Origin of the sequence: Bacillus sp. SRB3LM, from assembly GCF_015712745.1 — a bacterium.
Lineage (GTDB): Bacteria > Bacillota > Bacilli > Bacillales > Bacillaceae_G > Bacillus_A > Bacillus_A thuringiensis_K.
Genome location: NZ_VWVQ01000017.1, coordinates 273,204 through 290,446, shown reverse-complemented (window position 1 = coordinate 290,446; position 17,243 = coordinate 273,204). Strand labels below are relative to the sequence as shown.

The window sequence follows — 17,243 nt, the reverse complement described above, 5'->3', positions numbered from 1 at the left end:
AACGGCGGGTTACCATTTTTTTATGTTTAAAAAAATTTAAAAATAAAACTGTTATTATTTTATACTTATACTTGGATGATACAGAAAATTAGGATGGTTTGAATATATAGGATAAAAATACGAAATAATGATTATTTAGAAAAACTGTTATATAAGTCAGATGACATACAAGTGATACAAATAGCAGAAATGGACTTTTATTCAGAACTTTTAAAATTCAACAAAAGTAAGCGTTTTATAAAAAACAAGCTATAATGAGGGCAGATTATAATTTATGATAAGTCACATGTATTTTAGTCATTATCGTAACAAGTGAAGTTGACTAAATCATGAGAGAGTAACACGAGAATTATAATAGGAAAGATATTACTATTATTTGTCATAAGTCTTTTTCACTTTTTAGCTAAACGATATGATTAGCAAGTGTATCTATTGCGAGTTCCTTAGTAGAAGCTTTTTATTAATAAGGTGGTGGAGATTTAATTGGTACACCACTCTTTAAAAGAGTTCAGAACATCAGCAGGTAGTATAGGCGGAATAGCGGGTGCAAATTTAGTTGCATTAGTAATGGTTATATCACTTGTTTATGCTATCCTTGCAATGGCTTCTGTGTTAAACTTTGGATTGCTACCAGACTTTATTCTGGATCATCTTGTATCATTTTTAAATGAAAATAATGCTAAGATTCTTATGTATTATGATAACTGGTATTATTTCAGGTTATATTGGATTACTTTTATTCAAAAACTATCCAATTCGTATAGCAGAACAAATTCGTGGTACAACTGGAAAAGCGACAGATGTAGCAGCTTAATAGAATAGTAGAATAAATTTTTTTCATAGAGGTTTAGGGGGAGTTATGATGAAGTATCGCTCAGTATTTGATATTATCGGTCCAGTTATGATTGGACCATCAAGTTCACATACAGCAGGCGCGGCAAGAATGGGGCAAGTTGCTCGCCAGCTGTTTCGTCATGAACCAGAAAGAGTAAGCATTTCGTTATATGGATCATTTGCAAAGACGTATCGTGGGCATGGTACGGATGTAGCGCTAATCGGTGGAATATTAGGATTTGAAACAGATGACTTACGTATTCCAGAGGCGCTAGAAATAGCAAAAGAGCGCGAAATTGAAGTGGAATTCATTGAAGAAGATGCCAATGCACCTCATCCAAATACAGCGAGAATTCGTTTGTATAAAGGTGAAGATGAAATTGAAGTTGTTGCTTGCTCAATTGGTGGCGGTAAAATTGAAGTTGTAGAGTTAAACGGATTCGATCTTCAATTATCAGGCACGAGCCCAGCACTACTTATTGTAAATAACGATCGCTTCGGTGCTATTGCAGCGGTAGCTTCAATCCTTGCGAAACATGAGATTAACATTAGTACAATGAGTGTATCTCGTAAAGAAAAAGGAAGAAGAGCGCTTATGGTCATCGAAACAGATGAATTATTAGCAGATGAAGTAATTGAAGAAATAAAAGCGCAACAAAATATTTGTCAAGTAACTATTATGGAATAATTGCAGGGGGGACACACCATGTTTCGGAACGCAGCGGAACTAGTGGCGCAAGCTAAAGAACAAAATGTAAAAATCGCAGAAATTATGATTCAATGTGAAATGGAAACAAGAAGTATTTCACGTGAAGAAGTAATTGCTGGTATGGAAAAGAACTTAGTCGTGATGGAGCAAGCAGTAGAACGTGGTATTCGCGGCGTGAAATCACCAACTGGTTTAACTGGTGGAGATGCTGTAAAAGTTCAAGCGTATATGAAGAGTGGAAAAGGCTTATCTGGAGATACGATTTTGGATGCAGTAAGCAAAGCTGTTGCAACAAATGAAGTAAACGCAGCGATGGGAATTATTTGTGCAACACCAACAGCAGGGTCTGCTGGAACAGTGCCAGGTGTACTATTTGCACTAAGAGAAAAATTGCAGCCTACACGTGAAGAAATGATTGAATTCTTATTTACAGCAGGAGCTTTCGGTATGGTTGTTGCGAATAACGCTTGTATTTCTGGTGCAGCGGGAGGATGCCAAGCTGAAGTTGGTTCAGCAAGTGGAATGGCGGCTGCAGCTGCAGTTGAGATGGCTGGTGGAACACAAGATCAAGCAGCTACAGCGATGGCAATTTCATTGAAGAACATGCTTGGTTTAGTGTGTGATCCTGTTGCAGGACTTGTAGAAGTACCTTGTGTAAAACGTAATGCAGCAGGAGCTGCAAATGCGATGATTTCAGCAGATTTAGCATTAGCTGGTGTAACGAGTACAATTCCATGTGATGAAGTAATTGAGGCAATGTTTAGAATCGGACAAACGATGCCAGTAGCACTTCGTGAAACAGCAGAAGGTGGACTTGCAGCAACGCCAACTGGTCGTCGCCTGCAAGAAGAGATTTTTGGGAAGAACAATAACTAAGTGTAATTATAGAAAAAGGAGCTCAAATAAACTTGAGCTCCTTTTTCTATTTTTCTTTTGTTAGTTGTTCTAATGTTTTTCCAAGGTTATGTGATCGTTTCGTTGCCTGTGTAATACAAGAAATAAGTGCTTGTTGAAATTTATGTTCTTGTAATACTTCAATACCTGCTTCGGTAGTTCCACCAGGAGAAGTAATTTCCTTTCGCAAAATAGAAGGGTGTTTGTCACTTGCTTTTAGCATTTCAGCAGCACCAATCATCGTTTGAAGAATAAGTGATTTTGCAACATCTTCTTTTAAACCAATTTTTTTTGCAGCTTCTTCCATAGCTTCCACTACGTAATAAATATAAGCAGGTCCACTTCCGGATAATGCAGTGACAGCATGCATATCTTCTTCCTCTACAACAGAGACGAGACCAATCGTTTCAAATAAAGATGTTGCAGTGCGAATATGCTCCGCTGTTGCATGTTTTGAAGGGGAGATAGCGGTAGCTGATTTTAAAATGGCTGCGGATGTATTTGGCATTGCACGAATAATTGGAATGTCTTTTTGAAGTAGTTTTCTAATTGAGTCAGTAGAAACACCTGCTAGTAATGAAATAATAAGCACGTTATTATTTATGTATTCTTTAAAAGGGGTAAGCGCCTCTGCAACATCCTTTGGTTTCATTGCTAGAAAAAGAATATTTGCATCAGTAAGTAATTCTTTTTTATTATGAGTACCTTTGACACCGTATTTTTTATGTAGCTCTTGTAATCTTGTCTCGTTAGAACGATTACTTACAGTAATTTGTTCACCTTTAACGACATTTGCATGTAACAAGCCACCAATAATAGCTTCGGCAATAGAGCCTGCACCGAGAAAGGAAATGTTTTGAATAGACATGATGTTCCTCCTTTAATTTTGGTTAGAAATTCTTATAAATGTACATACATTCGTTTTTTTATAGGAAACACCTCTTTTTGTCTGAAAATAATGACAAATATATATAGAAGTTGTAAACTGAAGAAGTATTCATTTTTGAACCGGAAAGAGACAGGGGGGCTAAGCATGACGGCGATTCACCGAATGGAGATTCCTGTACCATTTGCAGTGGAAACTGTGAATGTGTTTTTAGTTGAGGGGGAGACATTAACATTAATTGATACAGGGACTAATACAGAAGAGGCAAGGAATGCGTTAGAAAGTCAATTAGGTGCATTAGGACATACGATAGAAGATATTGAAACAGTAGTCATTACACATCATCATGCAGATCATTGTGGACTTTTAAATATATTTTCTGAGAAGACGAATATTATTGGACATCCTTGGAATGAGCCTTGGATTACACAAAATCCAGAATTTTTAAAGCGGTATCATGAATTTTTTAGAGAGACGGCCTTACAGTTTGGTGTGCCAGCAGCATTTTTGAAAGACGAGTCGTTATTGACGACGAGGACACTTAAATATTCTTGCAATAGATCTTTAACGCATACTGTGAGAGAAGGAGATCGTATTGATTCTTTGCCTGGATTTACAGTACTTGAAACACCAGGTCATGCTTCTACGCATATTTCTTTATATAGAGAATCTGATGGAATATTAATTGGTGGAGATGCTCTCATTAGTCATATTTCTTCGAATCCAATACTAGAACCGCCATATGAAGGGCAAACAGAGCGGGCACGCCCATTACTACAATATAATCAAACATTACAGCGTTTAAGCGAAATGAATATTTCACGCATTTTATCAGGGCATGGGGAAGATGTTCTAAATGTGAAACAACTTATTGAAACGAGATTACAAAAGCAAGAAACACGTGCTTTTAAAGTGCTTGAGTTATTAAAGGAAAAACCAATGACAGCATTTGAAGTATGTGTAAAACTATTTCCGGTATTATATAAAGAACAGTTACCACTTACTATTTCAGAAACGGTTGGACAATTGGACTATTTAGCATATAATCAACAAGTGATGATTGATGAGTCATCGCAACAATTGATTTATTATGCAAAGTAGGTGACAGCAATGACAGGACGTTTACAAAATAAAGTAATCGTCATTACAGGTGCTTCTAGTGGGATTGGTGAGCAAGTTGCAATGCAAGTTGCAGCACAGGGAGCGACTCCCGTATTAATGGCTCGAACAGAAGAGAAACTACAAGCGTTAGTAGACAAAATTAAAGAAACTTATAATACGCCTTGCTATTATTATGTATTAGATGTAAGTGAAGAGATGGAAGTACAGTCTGTTTTTTCAAAGGTATTACAAGAAGTGGGACGTATTGATATATTAGTAAACAATGCGGGATTTGGTATTTTTAAAACGTTTGAAGATGCGTCAATGGGTGAAGTAAAAGATATGTTCCAAGTAAATGTATTTGGATTAGTAGCATGTACGAAAGCGGTACTACCTTATATGGTAAACAAGAACGAAGGACATATTCTTAATATTGCTTCACTTGCTGGAAAAATTGCAACTCCGAAATCGAGTGCTTATGCAGCAACGAAACATGCTGTATTAGGTTTTACGAATAGTTTACGCATGGAGTTATCTAGTACAAATGTTTTCGTAACAGCGATTAATCCAGGTCCGATAGATACGAACTTTTTTGAAATAGCTGATCAATCCGGTACATATGTGAAAAATATGGGACGATACATGTTAAAACCAACATATGTTGCAGAGCAAATCGTAAAATCGATGCAAACGAAAAAGCGTGAAGTAAACTTACCGAAGTGGATGGGTATTGGTCCAAAACTGTATGCTCTATTCCCAGGTTTATTTGAACGTGTAGCAGGTAAATCATTAAGTAAAAAATAGGAGATTTCCATATGGAAATCTCCTATTTTTTATTTTCCAGTCACATAATCGTACACAATATCCTCAACTGCCTCGTATACATCAATTTCAGTATTTGAATGAATTATCGTTTGAATATGTTTAATTAGCATTTCCTGATCCTCATTTGACATAGGATTACATTGATATTGTTGAAAACTTTTTATAATCATTTTCTCAATTAATTTTTCATTCATGTTTTCCCCGCCTGTATGTACGTATGTATGGTTTTATTGTACTTGAAGTGAAATAAAAAAACTACCATGCACTATTTGTGTATAAAAATTCGGTTGTGTATATTGTTTTTCTAGTAAAATTAAGTTTTTTTAGTTTTAAAAATTTATAAATATTTAATTGACTCTATAAATATACAATATTATAATCATACTTAATTTAAAGAATCAATATGAGGAGGAACTTATGAAAGTCGCAATTATTGGAGCCACTGGATATGGGGGCATTGAGTTAATTCGTTTATTAGAACAACATCCATATTTTTCTATAGCATCTCTTCATTCTTTTTCACAAGTTGGTGAGTGTATAACAAATGTATATCCACACCTTCGAAATGTTCTCGTTCATACGTTACAAGAAATTGATGTGGAGACAATAGGGAAAGAAGCAGAAATTGTATTTCTAGCAACACCAGCAGGAGTATCGGCGAAGTTAACTCCCAAGTTATTAGCAGAAGGTTTAAAAGTAATTGACCTATCTGGAGACTTTCGTATGATAGATCCTTCGTCATATGAACTGTGGTATAAAAGGCCAGCAGCGAAAGAAGAAATTCTTAGAAAAGCAGTGTATGGGTTAAGTGAATGGAAAAGGTCTGAGATTCAAAATGCAAATTTAATTGCAAACCCAGGATGTTTTGCTACAGCCACATTGCTAGCGATAGCGCCGTTAGTACGTAGCGGCATGATTGAAGAAGATTCGATTATTATTGATGCGAAATCAGGGGTATCAGGAGCAGGAAAAACACCAACAACAATGACTCATTTTCCTGAGCTATACGATAACTTACATATCTATAAAGTAAACCAGCATCAGCACGTTCCAGAGATTGAGCAAATGCTTACAGAATGGAATAGTGAATTACAGCCAATTACATTTAGCACACATTTAATACCGATATCACGAGGAATCATGATTACACTTTATGCAAAAGTAAAACAAAAGATGGAAATAAAGCAACTTCAAAAATTGTATGAAGAAACGTATGAACAATCGCCTTTCATCCGAATTTGTACGCAAGGCAAATTTCCAAGTCCAAAGGAAGTGAGAGGCTCAAATTATTGTGATATTGGCATAGCTTACGATGAAAGAACAGAAAGAGTTACGGTCGTTTCTGTTATAGACAATATGATGAAAGGCGCGGCTGGGCAAGCGATGCAAAATGCAAACATAATAGCGGGACTAGAAGAGACAACAGGTTTACAACATATGCCGCTTTATCCATAAGGGGGACATGATGATTAAAGTAGCGTCTATTACAAAATTAGAAAATGGTTCAATTGTAACGCCGAAAGGCTTTTCGGCAATTGGTACTGCAAATGGTTTGAAAAAGGAGAAAAAGGATTTAGGTGCCATCGTTTGTGATGTACCAGCATCATGTGCCGCTGTGTATACAACGAATCAAATACAAGCAGCCCCCTTGCAAGTAACGAAGGATAGTATAACGGCTGAGGGGAAATTACAAGCTATTATCGTTAATAGTGGAAATGCAAATGCTTGTACAGGAATGAAAGGATTGCAAGATGCTTACGAGATGCGCGCATTAGGGGCAGAACATTTTGGGATGAAAGAAAACTACGTTGCAATAGCCTCAACAGGTGTAATTGGTGTTCCGCTGCCGATGGATATAATCCGAAAGGGAGTTGCAACTCTTATACCGACGAAGGAAGAAAGTGAATCATATTCTTTTTCGGAAGCAATTTTAACGACGGATCTTATAACGAAAGAAACTTGCTATGAAATGATTATTGATGGGAAGAAAGTGGCGATTGCTGGTGTTGCAAAAGGTTCAGGGATGATTCATCCGAATATGGCAACGATGCTTAGTTTTATTACGACAGATGCCAATATAGAACATGAAGAATTGCAAACAGCATTATCACAAATAACGAATCGTACATTTAATCAAATTACGGTAGATGGAGATACTTCTACGAATGACATGGTCATCGTTATGGCAAGTGGATTATCAGAAACAAGGCCGATAAATATGGAACATGCAGATTGGGAAACTTTCGTATTTGCTTTACAGAAGGTATGTGAAGATTTAGCGAAAAAAATCGCACAAGATGGTGAGGGCGCTACGAAGTTAATAGAAGTAAATGTGTTAGGAGCTCGAACGAATGAAGAGGCAAAGAAAATTGCAAAGAAAATAGTCGGTTCGAGTCTTGTGAAAACAGCAATACATGGTGAAGACCCAAACTGGGGGCGAATTATTAGCAGTATTGGACAAAGTGAAGCCACGATTAACCCAAATACAATTGATATTACTCTTCAATCTATTACGGTGCTGAAAAATAGTGAACCTCAAATGTTTTCTGAAGAGGAAATGGAAATGAAATTAAAAGAACATGAAATTATGATTGATGTGTATTTACATTTAGGAGAAGAGACAGGATCAGCTTGGGGCTGTGACTTAAGCTATGAATATGTGAAAATAAACGCTTGTTATCGTACATAAGGAGAGGGAAGATGAGCGATTATATTGTAGTGAAATGCGGCGGTAGTATGTTGGATCAATTAAATGATGTGTTTTTTGATTGTATAAAGAAATTACAGCAGAAGTATAAAGTAGTGATTGTCCATGGTGGTGGGCCAGAAATTGATGCCAAATTAAAAGATTGTAACATCAACGTAGAAAAAAGAGATGGATTACGCGTAACACCAAAAGAAGTTATGGATATTGTTCAAATGGTGCTATGCGGAAGTACGAATAAAAAACTCGTAATGAATTTACAAAAGCACAATTTACTTGCGGTAGGTTGTTCAGGGTGTGACGGCAATTTACTTCAAATTCAACCTGTCAACGAGGAGATAGGATATGTGGGAGAAGTAAGTTATGTCGAAACGTCCTTACTAAAAGGGGTAATGAATATGAATTATATTCCTGTTATTGCTCCAATCGGGGTAAATGGTAATGAAATTTATAACATAAATGCGGACAATGCTGCAGCTGGGATTGCGGCCGCGTTAGGGGCAAAAGAGCTTGTTTTTATTACGGATGTAGATGGAATATTACATGAAGGGAATTTGGTAAAGGAAACGGATGAATCTGAAATTGCTACTTTTATAGAAACAGGTGTTATTACAGGTGGGATGATTCCGAAAGTACAGGCGGCACTAGCATCATTAAAAATGGGAGTGCAAAAGATAAGTATTGTGAATGGTACAAAAGATTTTACTGAGGTTACGGGAGAGTGTATTGGAACGACGGTAACGAAAGGTGTGAGTATTGTATGACGAGTCATCTTTTTCAAACGTATGGCAGAAGAACTATTGAGTTTGTAAAGGGAACTGGAACGAAAGTTATTGATAATAAAGGTAAGCAATATTTAGATTTTACATCAGGAATTGGCGTATGTAATTTAGGACATTGTCACCCTACTGTTTTCAAAAGTGTACAAGAGCAACTTGATGATATATGGCATATATCTAACCTGTTTACAAACAGCTTACAAGAAGAAGTTGCGTCATTATTAACAGAAAATAGAGCATTAGATTATGTGTTTTTCTGTAATAGTGGGGCAGAGGCAAATGAAGCGGCTTTAAAGTTAGCACGTAAGCATACTGGAAAATCTCTCGTCGTAACATGCCAGCAGTCTTTTCACGGTAGAACATTTGGAACGATGAGTGCAACGGGCCAAGATAAGGTAAAAGAAGGATTTGGTCCATTACTTCCATCTTTTTTACATATCCCTTTTAACGATATTAAAGCATTAGAGGAAGTAATGAATGAAGAAGTTGCGGCGGTAATGGTAGAAGTTGTTCAAGGAGAGGGAGGAGTAATACCTGCTGATCTATCTTTTTTGAAAGAGATTGAAATATTATGTAATAAGTTCGGTTCCTTATTTATTATAGACGAAGTTCAAACGGGGATAGGAAGAACTGGAACACTATTCGCTTATGAACAAGTGCGAATAGAGCCTGATATCGTTACCGTTGCAAAGGCACTTGGGAATGGGATTCCTGTCGGAGCAATGATTGGCCGGAAAGAACTTGGAACATCGTTTCCTGCAGGATCACACGGTTCAACGTTTGGTGGAAATTATATTGCAATGGCTGCAGCGAAAGAAGTATTGCAAATAACTAAGAAACCATCGTTTTTAAAAGAAGTAAAGGAAAAGGGCGAGTACGTATTACAGAAGTTGCAAGAGGAATTACAGCATGTCGAATGTATTCAAAATATACGTGGTAAAGGGCTTATGATTGGGATTGAGTGTAAGCATGAAGTTGCAAGTTTTATAGAGCAACTAGAAAACGAAGGACTTCTCGTATTACAAGCAGGGCCTAATGTTATAAGACTATTACCGCCACTCATTGTCACGAATGAAGAGTTAGAACAGGCAGTATATATAATAAAAAAAGTAGTTTTTACAAAAAACGTATCAATCATATAAGGGGGAAGTTTCATGTCAACTGTACAAGTACCAAAATTAAATACGAAAGATCTTTTAACATTAGAAGAATTGACGCAAGAAGAAATCATTTCATTAATTGAGTTCGCTATATATTTAAAAAAGAATAAGCAAGAGCCTTTATTACAAGGCAAAATATTAGGGCTTATTTTTGATAAGCATTCAACTCGTACTCGTGTATCTTTTGAAGCGGGAATGGTACAACTCGGGGGACATGGTATGTTTTTAAGTGGGAAAGAGATGCAAATGGGAAGAGGAGAAACCGTTTCAGATACTGCGAAAGTATTATCACAGTATATTGACGGGATCATGATACGTACATTTTCACACGCGGATGTAGAAGAGCTTGCAAAAGAATCGAGTATTCCTGTTATTAACGGTTTAACGGATGATCATCATCCTTGTCAAGCATTGGCAGACCTCATGACGATATATGAAGAAACAAATACATTTAAAGGAATAAAATTGGCTTACGTAGGTGACGGAAATAATGTATGTCATTCATTGTTGCTAGCGAGTGCAAAAGTCGGAATGCATATGACTGTTGCAACGCCTGTAGGATATGAACCGAATGAAGAGATTGTAAAAAAAGCGTTAGCGATTGCCAAGGAAACAGGAGCTGAAATTGAAGTTTTGCATGATCCTGAATTAGCGGTGAATGAAGCAGATTTCATTTATACTGACGTTTGGATGAGCATGGGGCAAGAGGGCGAAAAAGAGAAATATACTTTATTTCAACCTTACCAAATCAATGACGAACTTGTTAAGCATGCGAAGCAAACATATCGTTTCTTACACTGTTTACCTGCCCATCGTGAAGAAGAAGTAACAGGAGAAATTATAGATGGACCACAGTCTATCGTCTTTGAGCAAGCTGGTAATCGATTGCATGCTCAAAAAGCGTTATTAGTGAGTTTATTTAAAAATGTAGAAGAGCCTTCCTAAAAGGGAGGTTTTTTTATATTAAAATGTTGGATGTATATTTGGTTAACCATTTTGATATCATTTATAATAAAAGAGAAAACTAAATTTGTTGTTCAGAGTGTGTAAGGACATACTACATATAAAAATATAGTTAAAGAGATGATGAGGGTGAAAACAACTAAGAAAACATATTCGTTTTTTCAGCGGATGTGGAGAATATTAAAGTTTCAATATTATAAGTTGCTTCGATCGCCAGAAGGCGCAAAGAAAGTATCGTTAGGGTTTGCTATAGGATTCGGCTTAGAAATGTTAGTCATTTATACGGCATCGCTCGTATATGTAATATTTTATCCAATCGTCAGGTTAGCAAAGGGATCTTTTCCTGCGGCAGTTATTGGCAATATTATTGGGAAAATATCGTTTCTCCCAGTATTTTTATTTCCGCTTGCGTATGCGCTAGGAAAAATGATTTATCCATTTCATGTACAGAAAATTCAACATGAACCATTTACGATATCGGACTTGTTTTCAAGTCACATTTTTACGATATTAAAGAGCTTATTACAAAGTGAAGTGTATGTATTAATTGGAATGACGATTTTAGGAGTTGGGTTTGGTCTCATTTCATATTTCGTTGTGCATTATTTATACGAAAAGAACCGTAAGTTACGTTTGAAGAAAAGGAAGAAACGAGTGAGAGAACCACTTGTACAATTATAAACAATGTCACATTCATTTTCTCCTTTGAATATGTTTAAGAAAAAGGAGGAGAGGATAATGTATTATTATTACGTACCTCAAGTATATCCATATGTAAGTTATTATCCGGTTTATGATACGAGTAGACAATACGAATTATATCGGCAACAACAATTACAGCAATTATCACAAATACCACAATTACCAACACAACAGCCTACGCAGGAAAAAAAACCATATTTAACAACATGGCCATATTCCAATGTATACTATGGTAACTATTACGAATCATAAAGCTGCTTCTATTTAGAAGCAGCTTTATACGTTTGTTTTCAAAATTAAATTTTGAATGGTTTGAAGAGAATGAATGAGCTTTTCGCGCTCTTCCTCAGATAATGTTTGGAAATTTTCTTTTAGTTTGTCTAAAATGAATTGCTGATACTGATTTACTAATAATTTCCCTTCAGCTGTTAAGGAAATTAAAATGACCCGTCGATCTTTTTCGCTATAATGACGCTCTATTAGTTCTTCTTGAATAAGTTTGTTTAATAGAGGTGTCATGTTAGGCCGTGAAATCGCTAGCCGCTTGCCGATTTCGGAAACTGCTAATGTGCCGTTTTCATGCAAAAGCAGTAATACTTGTGTATGTGATGGCGGCATATGTCTTTGAGAAGAAAATTCTCCAGGAAGCATAAATTTGCGATAAAAAAGAGGCACTAGCGAAAGAAGATGATCAACAATACGTTCCCACTCGCGTGATTCCATATAAAGGCCCCCTTCCACTATCATTGTAACAAAAAAGACATGTTATAAAAATAGAATTGTTTCATGGTCGCTTTAATATTTGTAGGATAACACTTGCTTTGTAAATGTATTGGCAATAATCGCATAGCCGTTATCATTTGGGTGTACTTGGTCAAATAATAACTCTTTTTTATCATTCGATATTAATTTGCGAATTGGTAAAACGATAGATGGTTGATTTGCTTTGGAAATGGAATAAACAGATTCATTCCAGCCATCTAAAAACATATCTGCATAACTTGCGATGGAGTCATCGAGTTGTAACGGATTATAGAGTTCTGAGAGAATGAGTAAAGCGTCAGGATTTTGATCTCGAACTGTCTTTACAATACTTTTTATATCCGCTTCAAAATGGGCTTTTTCTTTATTTAACATTTTTATACCATCTATAACACCAACATCACGATTTAAACGAAATAAATTATTTCCTCCAATATTAATTGTAATTATATTTGCTGCTCTAATTTTTTCCTTTACATCTTCTGATTGAACTTTTTTTGCGAGACGATCTGTTGTAAGACCGTTTACCCCAAGGTTTTCTACTGTAATTGGTTTGTGAATTTGTGCTTCTATTTGCTTAGAAGCTAATTCAGCAAACCCACCTTGTGTCGATCCATATCCTTTAGCGAGTGAATCACCTAATACAAGATGATAAAAAGATTCGTTTGTTTGCTTATCAATCCAATTTGGAGCAGATGTTTTTTCTGTTTTTTCTTCAGATTCATTTTGTTTTGTCTCGTCGTTCTTTTCAAAATAAGAATAAGAAATGATCAGAAGGAGGAGACAAACAATTGTTAAGATGACTTTTTTCATAAATTCATCCTCCTTGTAATTGGTAATTGTATCATATTCAGCAGTATTAGCAATGTAAGGGCATATTATATGTTTATGAAAAGTTTATAATAACTTTACAGAAAATTTGTTGAAGTTTGTCAAAAAATATTGACGATAGGAAAGAACTTTATATATGATAATGTCAGATAAGGTGAAACTTTAATTAGTGGGAGCTTTATTTCCTATTAATTGTTAGTCATCATCAATCGGGCGTTTAAGGGGACTACTCGTTAGCGCAGGGTGAAATGAAAATTGTGTCTCTAATAGAAGAAAAATGGTATGTGGTTAGAGACAGATAGGGATTCATTTCATTATTTCTGGTAATTGTATAAGGGGGATTTTTTGTGAAAAAGTCAAAAAAAATGCTAGCTGGAGCAACTCTTGCGATTGGTGTTATAGCACCGCAAGTAATGCCAGCAACAGCTCATGCAGATGAGAACACTGGGGAGAGTACAGTTAACTTACGAATTCTAGAAACATCAGATATTCACGTTAACTTAATGAATTACGATTATTATCAAACGAAAACAGATAATAAAGTAGGTCTCGTACAAACGGCAACACTTGTTAATAAAGCACGTGAAGAAGCGAAAAACTCTGTCCTATTTGATGATGGGGATGCATTACAAGGGACACCGCTTGGAGATTATGTAGCGAATAAAATAAAAGATCCGAAGAATCGTGTGGATCCTAGTTATACACATCCATTATATCGTTTAATGAATTTAATGAAGTATGACGTCATCTCTCTTGGGAATCATGAATTTAACTACGGTTTAGATTACCTAAACAAAGTGATTGAAAAAACGGATTTCCCGGTTATTAACTCGAATGTCTATATAGATGACCATGATGGTAATGATGAGAATGACGAGCATTACTTTGATAGACCATATCATATTTTAGAGAAAGAAGTAGTGGATGAAGCAGGCCAAAAACAAATAGTGAAAATTGGTGTAATGGGATTTGTTCCACCACAAATTATGAATTGGGATAAAGCGAATTTAGAAGGAAAAGTAAAGGCAAAAGATATTGTGCAAACAGCGAAAAAATTAGTTCCGGAAATGAAGGCGCAAGGTGCGGATATTATAGTTGCACTAGCGCATTCAGGTGTTGATAAGAGTGGATACAACGAAGGAATGGAAAATGCATCGTTTTATTTAGCAACACAAGTTCCTGGCGTAGATGCAGTATTAATGGGACATTCACATACCGAAGTGAAGGATGTATTTAATGGTGTTCCAGTTGTAATGCCTGGTGTTTTTGGTAGTAACTTAGGTATTATTGATATGCAATTGAAAAAGGTAAACGGAAAATGGGAAGTGCAAAAAGATCAGTCTAAGCCGCAACTTCGTCCGATTGCTGATAGTAAAGGTAATCCATTAGTAGAATCTGATCAAAAACTAGTTAATGAAATTAAAGATGATCATCAAGCGACAATCGATTATGTGAATACAGCTGTAGGTAAAACAACTGCACCAATTAATAGTTATTTTTCATTAGTACAAGATGATCCTTCCGTACAAATTGTGACAAATGCGCAAAAATGGTATGTAGAACAAGAACTTAAAAAACCAGAGTATGAAAAGATTAAAGATATTCCGGTTTTATCTGCAGGTGCACCATTTAAAGCAGGTGGCCGAAACGGTGCAACATATTATACTGATATTCCAGCTGGAACGTTAGCGATTAAAAACGTTGCAGATTTATACGTATATCCAAATACGTTATATGCTGTAAAAGTAAATGGGGCACAAGTGAAAGAATGGCTTGAAATGTCTGCAGGTCAGTTTAATCAAATTGATCCAAAGAAAACAGAAGAACAGCCGTTAGTAAATATAGGCTATCCTACATATAACTTCGATATTTTAGATGGCTTAAAATACGAAATTGATGTAACACAACCGGCGAAATACGATAAAGATGGAAAAGTTGTAAATGCAAATACGAATCGTATTGTAAATATGACATATGAAGGTAAGCCAGTAGCTGATGATCAAAAGTTCATCGTTGCTACAAATAATTATCGCGGTAGCAGTAAAACGTTCCCTGGTGTAAGTAAAGGAGAAGTTATTTACCAATCGCAAGATGAAACACGTCAAATTATTGTGAAGTATATGCAAGAAACACCAGTTATTAATCCAGCAGCTGATCAAAATTGGACGTTTAAACCGATTGTTGCAGATAAATTAAATACAACATTTGATTCTTCACCAAATGCACAAAAGTATATAAAGGCAGATGGAAAGATTTCATATGTTGGACCATCTGAAAATGAATTTGCGAAATATGAAATTGATATAACGAAGAAGAATGATGATAAAGAAACTGGTGAAGGAAATCCAACAACACCACCAAAAGGTGATGGAGAAAACCCAACAACACCGCCAACAGGTAATGAAGAAAAACCAACACCACCAACAGAAGAAGGTAATAATGGTAATGAACCAAAGCAAGATGGAAACACTACTGGATCTGGACAAACTACAACAGATAATCAAAATACAAAAGAAACAACAACTGTAAGTGAAAATAAAGAAGCTGAAAAAGATGAACGTGATTTACCGAAAACAGGTGCAAGTATTGCTTCTACAATTGGAGCTGGTCTTGCGTTTGTTGGAGCGGGATTACTTATGTTATTTAGAAGAAAGAAAGCGAATAGATAGTCGAGAAATATAAAAAGGATTACCGATTTGGTAATCCTTTTTGTTATATTATGAAACTGGTACTGCTTTTTCTTTTTTCCATGAAAGACCGAATCCAGTAAAGCCGACGATAATGGTTACGACTGGACAAGCTAAACAGAAGATTGCGTATGGCAGGTAATCGAATGTTGGAACGCTAAGAACGTTTGTTAAGAATACGCCACTGACACCCCATGGTACGAGTGGGTTAATTACTGTACCAGCATCTTCTAATACTCGTGATAAATTACGACGTTCTAAACCGACTTCATCGTATTTATTAGCAAATGCTTGTCCTGTTAAAACGATGGATAAGTACTGCTCACCAAGTAAGAAGTTTACACCAATTGCAGTTGAAGCAGTAGAAATAATTAAGCGTGTACTAGTTTTTACGAAGCTAGAGATAATATTCATCAGCTGCGCTATAATACCCATTCCTTGTAATAATCCTCCCATACAAAGAGCTAGGAAAATAAGAGCAATTGACATCATCATACTTTGCAGGCCACCGCGAGATAATAAGCTGTCAATGTCTTTGATACCAGTTTTAGAAACGTAACCGTCTTGCATAATTTTTATTAAATCAGCTAAAGAAGTGCTAGGTTTAAAAATAAAGAGAATAATAATCCCTACCACAATTCCTGCAAGTAATGTTGGAACTGCGGGTACCTTTTTAAATGCGAATAGGAACAGTAATAAAATAGGAATCAGTGTAACGATAGAAATCGTTGCATTTTTTTCTAGTGTGTTAATAAATGCTGAGAAATCAACGTTTCCACCAGATCCGCTTCCTAAAATGAAAAATGCGATAAAAGCAATAATGAAAGCTGGAACTGTTGTCCAAAGCATGTTACGAATATGTTCAAATAAATCTACACCCGTTACAGCAGGCGCTAAGTTTGTTGTATCAGATAAAGGAGACATTTTATCTCCGAAGAATGCACCAGAAATAATTGCACCAGCAATAAGAGCTGGATCGTATCCAAGGGCAGTACCCATTCCCATAAAGGCAAGTCCTACAGTTGCAGCAGTTGTAAAAGCACTACCGATACTCGTTCCAACAATTGCACAAACAACAAAAACAGTTGGAACGAAAATTTTTGGAGATACAAGTTGGAAGCCGTATACCATTAAAGTCGGAATAGTTCCAGCTGCGATCCAAACGCTAATTAATACACCTACAAGTAAGAAAATAAATATAGATGGAATACCAGCTGAAATACTACTAATCATCCCTTTCTCCATAGTAGACCAAGAGATTTTCTTTAAGAATCCAAATGCTAATAAAAGAACGATACCAAATAAAATTGGGATGTGTGGTGAAACTTCTAATTGAATAACACTAAAACCAATACAGAAAAAGATAAAAATTGTTAAAAGAACAGACTCAATTTTTGAAACCATTG

The 17,243-nt window shown here is 35.9% G+C and carries 17 protein-coding genes; 12 read left to right on the top strand and 5 right to left on the bottom strand.

Annotation, left to right across the window (positions count from 1 at the left end; translation table 11 throughout):
• Positions 1-862 precede the first annotated feature (862 nt).
• Both sdaAB and sdaAA read left to right on the top strand, forming a co-directional pair.
• Positions 863-1,522, top strand: coding sequence for an L-serine ammonia-lyase, iron-sulfur-dependent subunit beta (gene sdaAB / locus F3I02_RS12470; protein ID WP_000877445.1), 660 nt, complete (start codon positions 863-865; stop codon positions 1,520-1,522).
• An 18-nt stretch (positions 1,523-1,540) separates the two neighbouring features.
• A complete protein-coding gene (gene sdaAA, locus F3I02_RS12465) occupies positions 1,541-2,419 on the top strand; it encodes an L-serine ammonia-lyase, iron-sulfur-dependent, subunit alpha (protein WP_000489461.1) in 879 nt (292 codons plus the stop codon).
• 46 nt (positions 2,420-2,465) lie between these two features.
• On the opposite strand, the gene proI is transcribed toward sdaAA, so the two are convergent.
• Positions 2,466-3,305 (bottom strand): pyrroline-5-carboxylate reductase ProI, encoded by an 840-nt coding sequence (gene proI, locus F3I02_RS12460; RefSeq protein ID WP_196478033.1) that lies wholly within the window; start codon positions 3,303-3,305, stop codon positions 2,466-2,468.
• A 165-nt stretch (positions 3,306-3,470) separates the two neighbouring features.
• Between proI and F3I02_RS12455 the strand changes: the two genes are divergently transcribed.
• Together F3I02_RS12455 and F3I02_RS12450 are read left to right on the top strand one after the other, a co-directional pair.
• Positions 3,471-4,424: an MBL fold metallo-hydrolase gene (locus F3I02_RS12455; protein ID WP_000125119.1), complete on the top strand. Its 954-nt coding sequence runs from the start codon at positions 3,471-3,473 to the stop codon at positions 4,422-4,424.
• Positions 4,425-4,433: 9 nt separating this feature from the next.
• A complete protein-coding gene (locus F3I02_RS12450; protein ID WP_196478032.1) occupies positions 4,434-5,228 on the top strand; it encodes an SDR family NAD(P)-dependent oxidoreductase in 795 nt (264 codons plus the stop codon).
• A gap of 29 nt (positions 5,229-5,257) precedes the next feature.
• Here F3I02_RS12450 and F3I02_RS12445 read toward each other — a convergent pair whose 3' ends face one another.
• Positions 5,258-5,443: a YqzH family protein gene (locus F3I02_RS12445; protein WP_001003210.1), complete on the bottom strand. Its 186-nt coding sequence runs from the start codon at positions 5,441-5,443 to the stop codon at positions 5,258-5,260.
• A 223-nt stretch (positions 5,444-5,666) separates the two neighbouring features.
• Between F3I02_RS12445 and argC the strand changes: the two genes are divergently transcribed.
• The 7 genes from argC (at position 5,667) to F3I02_RS12410 (ending at position 11,809) form a co-directional block, all read left to right on the top strand.
• Positions 5,667-6,704 (top strand): N-acetyl-gamma-glutamyl-phosphate reductase, encoded by a 1,038-nt coding sequence (argC, locus tag F3I02_RS12440; RefSeq protein ID WP_000861255.1) that lies wholly within the window; start codon positions 5,667-5,669, stop codon positions 6,702-6,704.
• Positions 6,705-6,714: 10 nt separating this feature from the next.
• The gene (gene argJ, locus F3I02_RS12435; RefSeq protein ID WP_196478031.1) at positions 6,715-7,938 is read left to right on the top strand and encodes a bifunctional glutamate N-acetyltransferase/amino-acid acetyltransferase ArgJ; all 1,224 of its coding nucleotides are present in this window, start codon (positions 6,715-6,717) and stop codon (positions 7,936-7,938) included.
• Positions 7,939-7,949: 11 nt separating this feature from the next.
• Positions 7,950-8,717 carry an acetylglutamate kinase gene (gene argB, locus F3I02_RS12430; RefSeq protein ID WP_001286778.1) on the top strand — a complete coding sequence of 256 codons (768 nt, stop codon included), beginning with the start codon at positions 7,950-7,952 and terminating at the stop codon, positions 8,715-8,717.
• Complete coding sequence (locus tag F3I02_RS12425) at positions 8,714-9,874, top strand: acetylornithine transaminase (RefSeq protein WP_196478030.1); 1,161 nt, start codon at positions 8,714-8,716, stop codon at positions 9,872-9,874. The genes argB and F3I02_RS12425 overlap by 4 nt, the downstream gene beginning before the upstream one ends.
• Positions 9,875-9,886: 12 nt before the next feature.
• Entirely contained in the window at positions 9,887-10,837 is a 951-nt protein-coding gene (gene argF / locus F3I02_RS12420; RefSeq protein ID WP_000108892.1) for an ornithine carbamoyltransferase, read from the top strand.
• Between the two features lie 138 nt (positions 10,838-10,975).
• Positions 10,976-11,536, top strand: coding sequence for a DUF2062 domain-containing protein (locus tag F3I02_RS12415; RefSeq protein ID WP_033672806.1), 561 nt, complete (start codon positions 10,976-10,978; stop codon positions 11,534-11,536).
• Positions 11,537-11,593: 57 nt separating this feature from the next.
• A complete protein-coding gene (locus tag F3I02_RS12410) occupies positions 11,594-11,809 on the top strand; it encodes a hypothetical protein (RefSeq protein ID WP_000291961.1) in 216 nt (71 codons plus the stop codon).
• 24 nt (positions 11,810-11,833) lie between these two features.
• Here F3I02_RS12410 and F3I02_RS12405 read toward each other — a convergent pair whose 3' ends face one another.
• Together F3I02_RS12405 and F3I02_RS12400 are read right to left on the bottom strand one after the other, a co-directional pair.
• On the bottom strand, positions 11,834-12,280 hold the full coding sequence (locus F3I02_RS12405) for a MarR family winged helix-turn-helix transcriptional regulator (protein WP_000445819.1): 447 nt from the start codon (positions 12,278-12,280) through the stop codon (positions 11,834-11,836).
• Positions 12,281-12,352: 72 nt separating this feature from the next.
• Positions 12,353-13,132 (bottom strand): GDSL-type esterase/lipase family protein, encoded by a 780-nt coding sequence (locus tag F3I02_RS12400; RefSeq protein ID WP_000755850.1) that lies wholly within the window; start codon positions 13,130-13,132, stop codon positions 12,353-12,355.
• A 365-nt stretch (positions 13,133-13,497) separates the two neighbouring features.
• Between F3I02_RS12400 and cpdB the strand changes: the two genes are divergently transcribed.
• Complete coding sequence (gene cpdB / locus F3I02_RS12395; RefSeq protein WP_196478029.1) at positions 13,498-15,819, top strand: bifunctional 2',3'-cyclic-nucleotide 2'-phosphodiesterase/3'-nucleotidase; 2,322 nt, start codon at positions 13,498-13,500, stop codon at positions 15,817-15,819.
• A gap of 48 nt (positions 15,820-15,867) precedes the next feature.
• On the opposite strand, the gene nhaC is transcribed toward cpdB, so the two are convergent.
• Positions 15,868-17,241 (bottom strand): Na+/H+ antiporter NhaC, encoded by a 1,374-nt coding sequence (gene nhaC, locus F3I02_RS12390; RefSeq protein WP_000253730.1) that lies wholly within the window; start codon positions 17,239-17,241, stop codon positions 15,868-15,870.
• Positions 17,242-17,243: the final 2 nt, after the last annotated feature.

Coding starts and splice junctions, on each gene's coding strand:
- F3I02_RS12405 (WP_000445819.1), bottom strand. CDS start 12,280: ATGGAATCACGCGAGTGGGAACGTATTGTTGATCATCTTCTTTCGCTA.
- argB (WP_001286778.1), top strand. CDS start 7,950: ATGAGCGATTATATTGTAGTGAAATGCGGCGGTAGTATGTTGGATCAA.
- F3I02_RS12410 (WP_000291961.1), top strand. CDS start 11,594: ATGTATTATTATTACGTACCTCAAGTATATCCATATGTAAGTTATTAT.
- argC (WP_000861255.1), top strand. CDS start 5,667: ATGAAAGTCGCAATTATTGGAGCCACTGGATATGGGGGCATTGAGTTA.
- F3I02_RS12445 (WP_001003210.1), bottom strand. CDS start 5,443: ATGAATGAAAAATTAATTGAGAAAATGATTATAAAAAGTTTTCAACAA.
- nhaC (WP_000253730.1), bottom strand. CDS start 17,241: ATGGTTTCAAAAATTGAGTCTGTTCTTTTAACAATTTTTATCTTTTTC.
- F3I02_RS12425 (WP_196478030.1), top strand. CDS start 8,714: ATGACGAGTCATCTTTTTCAAACGTATGGCAGAAGAACTATTGAGTTT.
- F3I02_RS12415 (WP_033672806.1), top strand. CDS start 10,976: ATGATGAGGGTGAAAACAACTAAGAAAACATATTCGTTTTTTCAGCGG.
- F3I02_RS12400 (WP_000755850.1), bottom strand. CDS start 13,132: ATGAAAAAAGTCATCTTAACAATTGTTTGTCTCCTCCTTCTGATCATT.
- proI (WP_196478033.1), bottom strand. CDS start 3,305: ATGTCTATTCAAAACATTTCCTTTCTCGGTGCAGGCTCTATTGCCGAA.
- F3I02_RS12455 (WP_000125119.1), top strand. CDS start 3,471: ATGACGGCGATTCACCGAATGGAGATTCCTGTACCATTTGCAGTGGAA.
- argJ (WP_196478031.1), top strand. CDS start 6,715: ATGATTAAAGTAGCGTCTATTACAAAATTAGAAAATGGTTCAATTGTA.
- sdaAB (WP_000877445.1), top strand. CDS start 863: ATGAAGTATCGCTCAGTATTTGATATTATCGGTCCAGTTATGATTGGA.
- argF (WP_000108892.1), top strand. CDS start 9,887: ATGTCAACTGTACAAGTACCAAAATTAAATACGAAAGATCTTTTAACA.
- F3I02_RS12450 (WP_196478032.1), top strand. CDS start 4,434: ATGACAGGACGTTTACAAAATAAAGTAATCGTCATTACAGGTGCTTCT.
- sdaAA (WP_000489461.1), top strand. CDS start 1,541: ATGTTTCGGAACGCAGCGGAACTAGTGGCGCAAGCTAAAGAACAAAAT.